This window comes from Arthrobacter sp. B0316-1-20 (assembly GCF_059091865.1).
Window position 1 is genome coordinate 1 of sequence record NZ_JBNHHC010000007.1, and the last position, 12,723, is coordinate 12,723.

Sequence of the window (12,723 nt, forward strand, 5' to 3'; positions counted from 1 at the left end):
CAAGAAACCAGGGTACGGTTCCCCGGCGGGGGGGTGGTTTTCAAACAAACGCCTCCCGCCGGCGTTGTACTTTAAGCGACGTGCTTTAGGCGAGGTTGCGTTGCCTACTGCGCCAGCTGCTCCCGCACCAGCGGCGCCACCTTGGTGCCGTAGAGCTCAATGGATTTCATCAGCTTCTCGTGCGGGAGCGTGCCCAGGCTGTACTTCATGTCCCAGCGGGAGAGGCCAAGACCCTTGGCGATCTTCACGATCTTGGTGGCCACGGTCTGCGGTGAGCCGACGAACAGCGCACCGTCCGGGCCCGCCTCGGCTTCGAACTGGCCGCGGGTCATCCGGCTCCAGCCGCGCTCGCGGCCGATCCGCTCCTGCATGTCGGCATACGGCAGCCACATCTCTTCGCGGGCCTGTTCGTCCGTGTCCGCAACGTAGCCGGGCGAATGCGCGCCGATGGGCAGCGCGGGCTTTTCGAACTGGTCCAGCGCGCGCTGGTAGAGGTCGGTGAAGGGCGCGAAGTTCATCGGTGCCCCGCCGATAATGGCCAGCATCAGCGGCAGCCCGTAGTGGGCGGCGCGGACCACTGACTGCGGCGTGCCGCCGACGGCGATCCAGGTCTTCAGGCTGCCGGACGCGGTGGGCGGGTAGATCCGCTTGTTGTCCAGCCGCGGACGCGTGCGGCCCGCCCAGGTGACAGGTTCTTCCTTGAGCAGTTCTGTAAAGAGCTGGAGCTTCTCGTCAAAGAGAATGTCGTAGTCGGCCAAATCCAGGCCGAACAGCGGGAAGGATTCGGTGAAGGAGCCGCGGCCCAGGATCACCTCGGCGCGGCCGTTGGAGGCGGCGTCCAGGGTGGAGAAGCGCTGGAAGACGCGAACGGGATCGTCGGAGCTGAGTACGGTGACGGCGGAACCCAGGCGGATGCGGCTGGTCTGGCCGGCGATCGCGGCCAGCACCACGTCCGGTGCGGACACGGCGAAGTCCTCGCGGTGGTGTTCGCCGATGCCGATGAAGTCCAGGCCTACCTCGTCGGCCAGCTTGGCTTCGGCCATGACATTCCGGATCACCTGGTCCTGCGGCAGGAGCTTTCCGTCCGCCCCGGTGGTGACGTCCCCGAAGGTGTCCAGCCCGAGTTCGATTGTTTGCGCCACGCGGTGGCCGCCTTTCGTCTGCGTTGGAGGAAATGTGCATGCATATGCATCTTGTGGTTACTGGCGGCAACCTCGGGGAGGCAGCGGTTATTCCGCCGTGCGCAGCCGGGAGAGCGGGGGCACCAGCTGGCCCGCCTCGGTCCGGATCCACCATTGCCCGGTCTGCCACCGCTCCGCCCAGCTGGAAAAGCGGTAGTGATACAGCGTCGCGCGGACCAGCAGCGGCGGTTCGCCGTTGAAGGGATCGTGCCGCAGCAGCTTCAGCGTGGCCCTGTCCGCTTCGAGCAGCTTCCGCAGCAGCGGGATGAACCAGCTCTCACCGGGGGAGCCCAGCGCCAGGAACCACATCAGCCAGTCCAGTCTCAGGTGGTACGGGGCGAACTGCCGCGGCATCCGCTGCGGATCCCCGGGCTTGCCCTTGAATCCGTACTCTTGCCAGTGGACGCCGTCCGCAGATCCTTCCACCACCACTTCGTATCGTTGCCGGGTGATCGACCCGAACGCGCCGTAGGCGTTGGCCAGGTGCCAGTTATTGAAGCTGGCGTTCATCAGCTGGCGCCTGGCGAACAGGTTCTTCAGCGGCCAGTAGCTCAGATACACCAGCAGGGCGCTGACCGCGAGCACCAGCACGGTGAACCACACCGGCTCCGGCTGATACTCCGGCGTGAAGTCGCCCACCGGCAGGATGGCCTGCACCGCGCGGTCGGACACCGCGGAGAAGGCCAGCAGGATGGTCAGCGTGTTCAGCCAGGCGAAGTTGCCGGAGGCCACCAGCCACAGCTGCGTGAAGATCACCACCGCGGCCGCGATGCTGCCCACCGGTTGCGGAAAGAACAGGAAGAAGGGCACCACCAGTTGGGCAAAGTGGTTGCCGGCCACCTCCACTTTGTGCAGCGGTTTGGGCAAGTGGTGGAAGAACCAGCTGGCAGGATTCGGCATCGGCTGGGTCTCGTGGTGGTAGTACAGGGCGGTCAGGTCCCGCCAGACGGTATCGCCCCGCATCTTGATCATCCCGGCGCCGAATTCCAGCCGGAACACCAACCAGATGAACAGCCACAGCACGGGGGCCGGCGGCGCCACCCGGTCCGAGCCCAGGAACGCGGCCAGGAAGCCCGCCTCGAGCAGCAGCGTCTCCCAGCCGAAGCCGTAGAACGTCTGGCCCACGTTCACAATGGACATGTACAGGAACCACAGCGCCAGGAACGCCAGCAGCGGCAGCCACGGCGGTCCCAACTGCGGCAGCCCAGCCAGCAGAAGTGCTGAAATCACGACGCCGGTGCCCGCCACGGCGCGCAGCCTTCCGTCGGTGTAGCCCCAGCGGAAGAAGGTGAAGCCGCGCGGCGTGCGCCGTTCCAGCAGCCGGGGCACGGGGAGCAGTCCGTGCTCGCCCAGCAGGGCGGGGAACTGGGACAGGGCGGAGGCGAAGGCAATCAGGAACACCGCGGCGATGCCTCGTTGCAGCACTTGCCGCGCCAGTTCGAACCCCTCGGCGCTGAACCACTCCATGGCACCTCCAACGGTACGGCGGACCGGTCGGGTGTCAAGGCGGCCGGTCGCGGGGGAACAAGGCTGCACGGCTCTAAGCAACGGGGCTCAGCGGAGAAGGCCCAGCTCAAAGCGGCAGGCCCGGCTCAGGAGAGCCGGGCCTGCCGCTACGTCTCGCTTCGCCGGGGCGTCCGGCCAAGCGGTGTGAGGGATCAGCCGAAGAGCGCCGGGACCTTCATCAGGGTCTGGGTGATGCCGTAGAGCAGCGGGATGCCCACCAGCACCCAGCCGAGGGCTACTTGTGCTTTCTTCATGTCAGGCCTCCTTTCCGGCCATTGCGGATTCGCCGGCTTCTTGGGCAGGAGCCTCGTGGTACTTGCTGTCCACCGGCTTGACCATCAGGTTGGCAATGAAGCCGATGATGAGCAGGCCCACCATGGTCAGCAGCGCCGGCTGATAGGCCTGCGCCGTGAGTTCCCCGGGCTTGCCCTGGGCGTCCAGGAAGGCGTTGACGATCAGCGGCCCGGCAATGCCCGCGGCGGACCAGGCCGTAAGCAGCCGGCCGTGGATAGCGCCCACCTGGAAAGTGCCGAACAGGTCGCGCAGATAGGCCGGAACCGTGGAGAAGCCGCCGCCGTAGAAGCTGATGATGACGGCCGCCAGCAGCACATACAGTCCGGTGGACGTGTAGCCGAACAGTGCCAGCACCACGTACAGCACGGCGCCGACACCCAGGTACAGCATGTAGTTGTTCTTGCGGCCCAGATAGTCGGACGTGGTGGACCAAACGAACCGGCCGCCCATGTTCGCAATCGAGAGCAGCCCCACGAAGCCGGCGGCAACGCCCGCCGTCACCAGCGAGACGCCGTCGGGCTGGCGGAAGAAGTCCTGGATCATCGGCGAGGCCTGTTCCAGGATGCCGATGCCCGCCGTGACGTTGCAGAACAGCGCGATCCACACCAGCCAGAACTGGCGGGTCTTGATGGCGTTCTTGGCCGACACATTGGCCGTGGTGACCAGTGCCTTGGCCTTGATCTTGGCGGCGTCGAAGCCGTCCGGCTTCCAGTCGGCTGCCGGCACCTTGATGGTAAACGCGCCGAACAGCATGTAGGCCAGATAGACCACGGCCAGGGTCAGGAAGAGTTTGCCGACCGCATCGCCGCTGGCCACCCAGCCCGGCGTGCCGTCGAAGCTGGGGTCATAGAACTGCAGCAGTGCGGTGGAGACCGGGCTGGCGATCAGCGCACCGCCGCCGAAACCCATGATCGCCATCCCGGTAGCCAGACCGGGGCGGTCGGGGAACCACTTGATCAGCGTGGACACCGGCGAGATGTAGCCGATGCCCAGGCCGATGCCGCCGATCACGCCGTAGCCCAGGTAGACCAGCCAGAGCTGGCCGGTGAAGATGCCCAGCGAGCCGACCAGGAAGCCGGCACTCCAGAAGACGGCGGACGTGAACATGGCCATCCGCGGGCCGTTGCGGTCCACCCAGGTGCCCATCACCGCGGCGGACAGCCCCAGCATCACCATGGCAATGGAGAAGATGATGCCGATCTCGGTCAAGCTCACGTCAAAGTGGGCCACCAAGGCGTTCTTGTACACGCTGGTGGCGTAGGCCTGGCCAATGCACAGATGCACGGCCAGGGCTGCCGGCGGAATCAGCCAGCGGTTAAAACCCGGAGGGGCGATCGTACGCGATCGGTCCAACCAACTCATCGTTGGGCGTCCTTTCAAAGACGGGTGCGAGGCGAAACTGCAAGATGTGTTTCACTTCACATCCTGACTGATGGTTGAGCTGGGCAACCGTATTCGTCCGGCGTGTCGCGCTGAGCCTTCCGCGGTCCCTGCCACTCCGGCTGCCTCTGCCCTCCAGGCATCGCGGCCGGTACGGTGGAGGAATGGAACAGGTCCTCGCCGTTCGGGGCGTGGGCGGCTACCGCGGCTACCGGACCCCGGCGCTCGCCGTTGCCCCATCCGGCAGCGTGATGGCCGCCTATGCCGGCGTGGGCGGGCAGGGCGGAACACGTCACTCCGGGGACCTGCTGCTGCGCCGCAGTTTCGACGGCGGCGCCAGCTGGGAGCCGCAGCAGGTGGTTTGGGGTGGCCAAGACGGGCAGGCGCCGGGCCGGCCGGGACTGCTGTCCGACGCCGCGACCGGGCGGATCCTGATGGCCTTCGTCGCCCGGGACAAAGCTGGCAGTGCGGGTCCGGTTCCTTCCGCCGCGGACCGTCGCTTTGAACTGATGTCATCCGACGACGACGGCGCCAGCTGGCAGCACCGGACGGTCACCCCGCGGGCGGCCTCGGACACGGTGACCGGACTGGCTGCGGCCGGCTCAGGGACTGGACTGCATGCCGGGCCATTCGCCGGACGGCTGCTGGTGCAGTTCGCGGTGACGGCGACGGACGGGCGGCCGGGTGCAGCCTCCGGTTACAGCGATGACCACGGTGACAGTTGGACTGTGGGTGAGCCGGTGGACGCGCCGGCCCCTGCCTCGGCCATCTCGGAGGCGCCGGGGGTGGCTAGGGCCTTGGAGTTGCAGCGGGCCTACCCGGTAGTGGACATGCCGGAACCGGAGCTGGACCCGGGCGCTGCGGCCTGCTTGCCCGATGGCCGAGTGCTGCTGCATCTGAGCGCCGCTGCCAGCCGGTGGGCCGCCGTCTCCGACAACGGTGGGCACAGCTATGGGCCACTGCAGCCGATCGAGGAATTGCCCGATTCCGGGACCCCCGGCTCGCTGATCCGCTTCGACGGGTTACCGGCCCTGGGCGGGTTGGCCGCACCGGAGAGCAGTAACTGGTTGCTGGCTGCCAACTGCCAGGATCCAGTGCTGAACCGTAACGTGGTGCTCAGTCTGTCCCGGGACGAGGGGGAATCCTGGCCGCACAAACTCACCATCTGGGGCAGCGGAGCCAGCGGGCCGGCCGTGGTAAGGCTGGCCGACGGCCGAATAGGGGTGCTGTACGCGCGGCAGGGTGGCCGCGAACTGGCCTACGCCACCGCTGATCCCGGAATGCTGCGGGCGGCATGGCCCCGCGGAGCGGTGACACGGAAGGCCGTTGAAGGCACCAGCCGGCAGCGGCCCGAGACCGGCCCGCTGCCGCTGGCCACAGATTATCCGTTGCGCTTCGACATGGTGCTGCACGCGATCCTCAGTACGGAGGTGGGGCAACCGGAGCCGGGCTATCGGGCCGGGGACCTGCTGGTATTTGCCGGACGGGCAAAGGTTTTGGGGCCGCAGCACTTGCGCGTGCAGTTGTCCGGCGCGTTCGACAATGCCGAGGATTTTCCGCCGCGGGAACTCGGGCCGGGTGCGGAAGCGCACTACCTCCATCCCATCCACACCGTGACCGCCGCCGACGTTGCTGCCGGCCGCTTCACCGTAGTCTTCACCTGCACTGCGGCTCCGGTGAACAACGCTCTGGGGGGTGCCCCAGTGGTGGACCGAGCGCGGGAGTTCAGCCTCGACGTCGTCAGCGGGGAAATCAGTGAGGGGTGACGCGGCTCTCTGCCTCGTCGGCAGTGTTCTCCCGGTGGCAGTGTGCAAGGATTTAACCGGGATCAACGAGCCGCCGTCACGGTGGCGATGACGCAGAACGGAGTGGGAGTGCAGGACAAGGACCCGGACCAGGAATCCATGTCGCCCATGACCCCGCAGGCGGGAATGCTGCCGATCATCAAACCAAAGAACGTTCCCGCTCCCGACGCCGGAACCGGCCGTTCCTCGACCCCCGGGCGCACCGGCTCCGCCGCCGGTCCACAGCCCACTCATCCTCCGGTGCCGCGTCCTACCGACCGGCCGGTGGCCAAGCAGGTCAAGCCCGTCCCGACCGGAACCGCACCTTTGCGCGCGTCGGCGGCGGCATCACGCTCCAACGTGGCGGCGCGCCGGATGCTGCGCAAGCTGGTGCAGGGCGAGGCGCCGCCCACTGCTCCGATGAGCATTGTGGAACGGCTGGCGGGCAGTCCGTACGCCAACCCGATGATCCAGGCCGCCGGCATCGACGCCTCCGCGCGGATTACGTTGGACTTTGTGCTGGACGTGGCAGAAACCATGTTCCGTTACGGAGCCGGCGCGCTGGAAGTGGAAACCAGCATCATTGCCGTCACCGCGGCGTTCGGCCTCAGCGATATCGACGTGGACATCACCAACCAGTCCGTGCTGATCAACTACGCCAAGCCGGACACCGTGCCGATCACTGTGATGCGCGTGGTGCGCTCCTGGACCAACAATTATGCCGGCCTGTCCCTGGTGCACGAGCTGGTCACCGACATCGTCAACGGGGGCGTGGGCCGCAGCGAAGCCAAGGAGCGGCTGCAGGAAATCACCTCCCGCCCCAAGCCCTTTCCGCGCTGGATGGCCATCGCGGCCGGCGGGGTGTTCTCCGGCTTCATCATCGCCTTTCTCGGCGGCAGCGTCTTCGCGGCCCTGGTGGGAGGCATCTCCACGGTGCTGATGGGTTTGGTGGGGCGGAAGCTGAGCAAATGGCGGATGCCGGACTTCTTCATCACCGGCATCGGCGCCTGCCTGGCCACCGTCATGGCGCTGTTGTTCTGGACGCTGCACGTGCCGATGAGCCCGTCGCTGGTGATCGCCGGCGGCATCCTGTTCCTGCTGCCCACCGGACGATTGGTCTCAGCCACGCAGGACGCTATCAACGGCTTCCCGGTGACCGCGTCGGGGCGTTATCTCTCGGCCTTCTTTACCTTCGCTGCGATTGCCGCCGGCGTCGCTGTGGGGCTGGTGGGCGGCTCGATGCTCGGCGTCAGCCTGCCCGAAGTCTTCGTGGAGGGCCAGGGCCAGTACCCCTACGCGGTGCGGGCGCTGCTGCTAGTCGTGGCAACCATTGCTCTCAGCATGACCGAGCAGACCAAGCTGAACATGCTGCTGCCCACGGCCGCCGTCGGGCTGGCCGGGCTGTTGATCTACGATCTCGCGGTGTGGGCGGGGATCGGCGACCGGATCGGCCCCGCCGTCGGCGCAGTGGTGATCGGCTTCCTGGGCCGTATTGTCGGCCTGCGGATGGGCTCTCCGCAGCTGGTGGTGGCCGTTCCTGCGGTGTTGTTCCTGCTGCCGGGCCTGTCTGTGTTCCGGTCCATCTTTGAACTGACCGTCAACTCGGAGGCCCCGTTCAATGGCATCCTGGGGCTGTTTGGTGCGCTGACCGTGATCCTGGCGATCGCCGGCGGTACCGTGCTCGGCGACAACCTGGCCCGGCCGTTTACCAAGGGGCTGGGCTCGAACGAAAACCGGCGGGCCCGGCGCCGGTAAGGGCGCCTTGTCCGCCGGTGCCGGCGGACCCGTTCTTCGTGAAGGGGCGCCTAGACGCCCCTTCAGGCAGGGTCAGGCCGGTTCGTTCTCCGCGCCTAATTCGCCGGTGCGGGCAGGGTCAGGCCGGTTCGTTCTCCGGGAAAATCTGGCCCACCGCGGTGCGCTTCTCAGCTTGGAAAGCGTCTTCGGCCCGACCGTAGGCCCAGTAGCCGGAGATCGAGACCTGCTCGCGGGACAGCCCGTGGTCCTTGAACAGCACGTCGCGCAGCGACTTCACTTCGCCTCGCTCGCCGTGGACGAATGCATCCACCCGGCCCTCGGGCCACTCCACGGCGGAGATCGCGTCGCGCAGCATGGTGGCGGTCCCGGGTGTCTGGCCGCGGCGGAACAACCAGTGGATTTCCAAGCCGGCCGGAGAGTCCAGTTCCTGGACGTCGTCCTCGGAATCCACTTCCAGGAAGGCATGGCCGCGGGCCTCCGGAGCCAAGGCTTCGATGGCGGCCGCGATGGCGGGGAGCGCCGAATCGTCACCGGCAAGCAGGTACCAGTCGGCGTCGGGGTCGGGGCGGTAGGCGCCGCCGGGGCCAGTGAACATCATCCAGTCGCCCGGCTTGGCCTGCGCGGCCCAAGGCCCGGCAAGGCCTTCGTCGCCATGGACCACAAAGTCGACCACGACTTCGCGCGTCTCGCGGTCCACTCGCCGCACTGTATAGGTGCGGGTGACGGGCAGTTTGTCGGCCGGCAGCGTTTCCTTGAGCTCCGCCACATTGACCGGGAGCTCCACGTCCAGGGACGAATCCAGGAAGAAAATCTTGATGTACGGGTCCGTCGCTTCCTTCGCTGCGTACCTCTCAGCAAACGAATCAAAGGCGTCGCCGCTGGCGTACACGCGGACCATGTGCTTCGAAAGCCACTCGGTGCGGGTTACTTGGAGGTTGGTCTGCACGCGCGGCGGCCGGGCGCTCCGTCCTGGGCGGGCGGGGGCTGCTGCCGGTTGCGTCTGCATAGGCTTACTACTCCTGACAAAGGGAAACTGCTACTTAGGCCAACCTAACCCACGGACAGATGATTCCCAATTTGTTGATGTGAAAGGTCATCTTGCAGAACCCGCAACCACTTCTGCGGGCCCGCCCGGTCTCCTCGGTTGGCAAGCCGGAACGAACCTCTGCGGTGGTTCGTTGCGGCCACGTTGCTTAGTTCGCTCCCATGTCTCGGCCTAACCTCCCATGTTTCAGGGCCCTCCCAGGCCGCTGACGTGCGACGATGCAAATGGCCCCTCCGAAACATGGGAGCGAGCGTCGGGTGGCGGACCGCGGATGGCGGATTTGGGTCAGGGTTGCCCGGCTCCGCGGCTTCCGTCACGTAAGCGGTGCGCTGCCATCGGGGCAGGGCTACCCGGCTCAGCCGTGCCCCTGCCAGCAAGCTGGCGCCGGATCAGCGCAGCGCCCACTCCACCGGTTCGGCGTGCTGCGCGGCCAGCAGTTCGTTGACCCGGCTGAAGGGCCGCGATCCGAAGAACCCGCGGGATGCCGACAGTGGGCTGGGGTGTGCGGTCTCGATCCGCGGCACGTGTTCCAGTACCGGCGCCAGTTGCTGGGCTTCCCGGCCCCAGAGCAGCGCCACCAGCGGGCCGCCGCGTTGTGCCAGGGCCCGGACCGCCAGTTCGGTGATTTGCTCCCACCCCTTGTTGCGGTGCGAACCGGCCTTGCCGGCTTCCACCGTGAGGCAGCGGTTAAGCAGCAGCACGCCCTGGTCGCTCCAGGCGCTTAAGTCACCGTGCTGCGGCGGCCGGAAGCCCAGATCCATCTGCAGTTCCTTGTAGATGTTGGCCAAGCTGCGCGGCAGCGGCCGGACGTGCCGCTCCACCGCGAACGACAACCCGATGGAATGTCCCGGCGTCGGGTAAGGGTCCTGGCCGACAATCAGCACCTTGACCTTGGACAGCGGCCGCTGGAACGCCCGCAACACGTTCCCCGGCGCGGGCAGCAAGGTCTTGCCGGCGGCGCGCTCGCCGTCCAGATAGGCGGCAAGGTCCCAGAGCAGCGGTTCGGCCGGCGCCAGCACTTCGGCCCATTCAGGGTGGATCACGCCGGCCAGTTCCTGCGGCGCGGCGAACGGATACGGGGCGCCAAAGTCCGCGGCAGGCGGGTGGGCAGGCAGCGGAAAGAGGGCACCGTCGTCGTAGTTCACCGTTCTATCTTTGCGGATGTTGCACGCCGGTCGGCAATCAGGCCCGGCCACAGGGGAGTGAATGACAGGCCTGTGATTCGCCCTTATCATGGAGGGGGTATTGATTGCCGTCGGCAAGTACTAGGAAGAGCAGGTGTGTTGTGGCAGGTTCGGCCGAGGCCAGTGCGTTTTCACTCGAGGCCGAGGTTGACGACGCCAGCCCGCTGAGCGAGCGCGACCAGCGCATGCTGGCGCTGGAGCGGCAGTGGTGGAAATACGCCGGCGCCAAGGAACAGGCCATCCGCGAACTGTTCGACATGTCCGCCACGCACTACTACCAAATTCTCAATGCGCTGATTGACACCGAGGATGCGCTGGCGCACGATCCGATGCTGGTGAAGAGATTGCGTAGACTACGTACGTCCCGCCAGCGCGCGCGCACTGCTCGCCGGCTGGGCAACGACGCCTGACTCCCGGACCGCACGGGAGGCCGGTTCCCGATTCTCCACCACCAAGGATGCAGCGCCGCGATGAGTAAGTACCCCCGGGATGAGTTCGACCAGGTCCCCGAAACTTCAGACCGCCACGGCGTGCACCGCGCCCGCATGGCGACGCCGAAGTCCAACGGCCTGGGCCTGATCATCCTGGCCGCTGTGCTGGCACTGGCGGTCGGAGCCTTGTCCTTCTTCGTGCTGCCGCTGCTGGGGACCGGAGGGCCTTCGAGTCCGGTCGCCGGACCCTCCAGCCCGCCCGCCGCAATAGCTTCGGCATCGCCGTCGGCAACGATGCAGGAATCCGAGCAGGAAGCCGAAAGCGCAAAAGCGAAAGCCACCACGGAGCCGAGCGACGAGGCCACGCCGGAACCCACCGAAGAGGCAACAGAAGAGCCCACCGAAGAGGCCGCGCCGGTCAACAAGCAGGACCCGGTAATGATCCTCAACGGCGCCGGCGTGTCCGGGTTGGCCGGAACCGTGTCGCAGAGGGTGCAGTCGGACGGCTGGTCCATAGCCGTGGTGGACAACTGGGGCGGCGCACCGCTGGCCGGCTCGGTGATCTTCTACAACCCGGGCCAGGAAGCCAACGCCCAAGCCTTGGGCAAGCTGCTCGGCATCGCCGACCTGCAGGAAAACGGCAACGTCTCCCAGTACGTGACCGTGGCGCTCGGCCCCGGCTACCACTAGGCGGCCGCGCAGGATTTTGAGGATTTCGGTTACGCCTCAATAACATTAAGTGTGCCGCAACTCACTTTCCGCCCCACGCGTAGATAGGGTGAGACCACCCTGCCGCTGAACCGACTGCGGCAGAGGCGGAACTACTGAGTATGGAGAACACTATGGCGCTGGGAACCGTCAAATGGTTCAATGCGGAAAAGGGCTACGGCTTCATCACCGTGGACGAAGAAAATTCCGATGTATTTGTCCACTGGTCCGCAATTCAAATGGATGGTTACCGTTCCCTGGATGAAGGGCAGCGCGTAGAGTTCCAGATTGGCCAGGGTCAAAAAGGTCCGCAGGCAGAAGAAGTCCGGGTCGCTCCTTAGCGAGACACTTTAACGACGACGGCGGTGGAGGCTAGGGTGCCTCCACCGCCTTTTCGCCCGGGGTCCTTTCGGCGGCTTTTGTCGGACCGGCTGTGCGCGCCGACTTTTTCTGGCCGGTTGCGCGGCCGGTGTTACGCGCTGCGCAGCGGCATTGTTACGTGGGAGGGCTACTCTTTCAGCGGAATGCCGCGGGCGTCGCGCTTGAACGGTTCCGCCCCCACCAGGATCATGATGCCTTCGATAAAGCCCCAGACGGCGCCGACGCCGAAGGTCAGGAACGTAACCACTATCTGCAGCACGCCGATGCCGACGTGGCCGAGGTAGAAGCGGTGGACGCCGAGGCCGCCCAGCAGGATGCCCAGTAGGCCGCCGATCAGACGCGACTTCTGCTCCGGGTAGTAGTAACCGGGCGGCGTCCCGGAATACTGCTGCTGGCCGTAGGGCTGTCCCGGTTGGGGGAACTGGCCGGGCTGGCCGGGCTGGCCGTATTGCGGGCCGGGCTGACCGGGCTGGCCGTAGGGTTGACCGGACCGGGGCGGATACTGCGAGTACTGCTGGCCGGGAGCGCCGAAGGGCGGCTGGCTGGGAACGCCTTGCTGTGCTCCCGGGGCACCAGCGGGCTGCTGCCCGGCGGGCTGTCCGGCGGCACCGGCGTGCGGTGGCTGCCCGATCGGCCTGGTCGGGTTGGTGCCCGTTCCCAAGGGTTCGGTGGGGTTGCTGGCGTTCTTTTCGTCGCCTGGTTCAGTCATGGTTTCTCCGACCTTGCCCGTTGCCGGACTGCTGGAAGCTGGTTTCTCTTACCAGCCAATCTACGCGCGAGGACCCGGCCGTATCCATGGGGGTCCACCCTGATTGTTTACCCGGGGGCGCTCAGGGTCATTCGCCCTCCGCGAAGCGGACCGATCGGTCAGCCCAACGGCTTGCACTCGACCCCTGCGAGTGCTAATTATTGAGTTAGCACTCTCGCGGGCCGACTGCTAGAAGTCTCCGTAGGGAGTGAAACCCGCCACCTCGGTGAGGTGAGCGGCGCGGCGTACCGAAATCGCCGTCGTCGTGAGCCGTCCGTCGCGGGCACCGCAGGTGGCCAGCAGCCGTCAAAAGCTGCGTCCAGTGT

12 protein-coding genes are annotated in these 12,723 nt (G+C 66.6%); 5 read left to right on the top strand and 7 right to left on the bottom strand.

The annotated features are described in order from the left end of the window. Positions 1 to 104: 104 nt before the first annotated feature. The 4 genes from AC5RW2_RS13075 to AC5RW2_RS13090 form a co-directional block, all read right to left on the bottom strand. Complete coding sequence (locus AC5RW2_RS13075) at positions 105 to 1,142, bottom strand: LLM class flavin-dependent oxidoreductase (RefSeq protein WP_493964366.1); 1,038 nt, start codon at positions 1,140 to 1,142, stop codon at positions 105 to 107. A gap of 87 nt (positions 1,143 to 1,229) precedes the next feature. Then, the gene (locus AC5RW2_RS13080; RefSeq protein ID WP_493964367.1) at positions 1,230 to 2,648 is read right to left on the bottom strand and encodes a lipase maturation factor family protein; all 1,419 of its coding nucleotides are present in this window, start codon (positions 2,646 to 2,648) and stop codon (positions 1,230 to 1,232) included. A 191-nt stretch (positions 2,649 to 2,839) separates the two neighbouring features. Further along, positions 2,840 to 2,941, bottom strand: coding sequence for an MFS transporter small subunit (locus AC5RW2_RS13085; protein ID WP_414962484.1), 102 nt, complete (start codon positions 2,939 to 2,941; stop codon positions 2,840 to 2,842). A 1-nt stretch (position 2,942) separates the two neighbouring features. After that, a complete protein-coding gene (locus AC5RW2_RS13090; RefSeq protein WP_493951155.1) occupies positions 2,943 to 4,343 on the bottom strand; it encodes an OFA family MFS transporter in 1,401 nt (466 codons plus the stop codon). Between the two features lie 182 nt (positions 4,344 to 4,525). On the opposite strand from AC5RW2_RS13090, the gene AC5RW2_RS13095 reads away from it, so the two are divergent. Both AC5RW2_RS13095 and AC5RW2_RS13100 read left to right on the top strand, forming a co-directional pair. Next, positions 4,526 to 6,127 (top strand): sialidase family protein, encoded by a 1,602-nt coding sequence (locus AC5RW2_RS13095; protein WP_493964368.1) that lies wholly within the window; start codon positions 4,526 to 4,528, stop codon positions 6,125 to 6,127. Positions 6,128 to 6,214: 87 nt separating this feature from the next. Next, positions 6,215 to 7,900, top strand: a complete 1,686-nt coding sequence (locus AC5RW2_RS13100) for a threonine/serine exporter family protein (RefSeq protein ID WP_493964369.1) — start codon at positions 6,215 to 6,217, stop codon at positions 7,898 to 7,900. Between the two features lie 118 nt (positions 7,901 to 8,018). Here AC5RW2_RS13100 and AC5RW2_RS13105 read toward each other — a convergent pair whose 3' ends face one another. After that, the gene (locus tag AC5RW2_RS13105) at positions 8,019 to 8,906 is read right to left on the bottom strand and encodes a siderophore-interacting protein (protein WP_493964370.1); all 888 of its coding nucleotides are present in this window, start codon (positions 8,904 to 8,906) and stop codon (positions 8,019 to 8,021) included. A 428-nt stretch (positions 8,907 to 9,334) separates the two neighbouring features. After that, positions 9,335 to 10,090 (bottom strand): uracil-DNA glycosylase, encoded by a 756-nt coding sequence (locus AC5RW2_RS13110; protein WP_493951151.1) that lies wholly within the window; start codon positions 10,088 to 10,090, stop codon positions 9,335 to 9,337. A gap of 140 nt (positions 10,091 to 10,230) precedes the next feature. Here AC5RW2_RS13110 and AC5RW2_RS13115 point away from each other — a divergent pair, with 140 nt between their 5' ends. The 3 genes from AC5RW2_RS13115 (at position 10,231) to AC5RW2_RS13125 (ending at position 11,609) form a co-directional block, all read left to right on the top strand. After that, positions 10,231 to 10,539, top strand: a complete 309-nt coding sequence (locus AC5RW2_RS13115) for a DUF3263 domain-containing protein (protein WP_136786851.1) — start codon at positions 10,231 to 10,233, stop codon at positions 10,537 to 10,539. Between the two features lie 60 nt (positions 10,540 to 10,599). Then, entirely contained in the window at positions 10,600 to 11,250 is a 651-nt protein-coding gene (locus tag AC5RW2_RS13120) for a LytR C-terminal domain-containing protein (protein WP_493964371.1), read from the top strand. 152 nt (positions 11,251 to 11,402) lie between these two features. Further along, complete coding sequence (locus tag AC5RW2_RS13125) at positions 11,403 to 11,609, top strand: cold-shock protein (protein WP_127515201.1); 207 nt, start codon at positions 11,403 to 11,405, stop codon at positions 11,607 to 11,609. Between the two features lie 167 nt (positions 11,610 to 11,776). Here the strand turns inward: AC5RW2_RS13125 and AC5RW2_RS13130 are convergent, their stop codons facing one another. After that, the gene (locus AC5RW2_RS13130) at positions 11,777 to 12,358 is read right to left on the bottom strand and encodes a TM2 domain-containing protein (RefSeq protein ID WP_493964372.1); all 582 of its coding nucleotides are present in this window, start codon (positions 12,356 to 12,358) and stop codon (positions 11,777 to 11,779) included. Positions 12,359 to 12,723 lie beyond the last annotated feature (365 nt).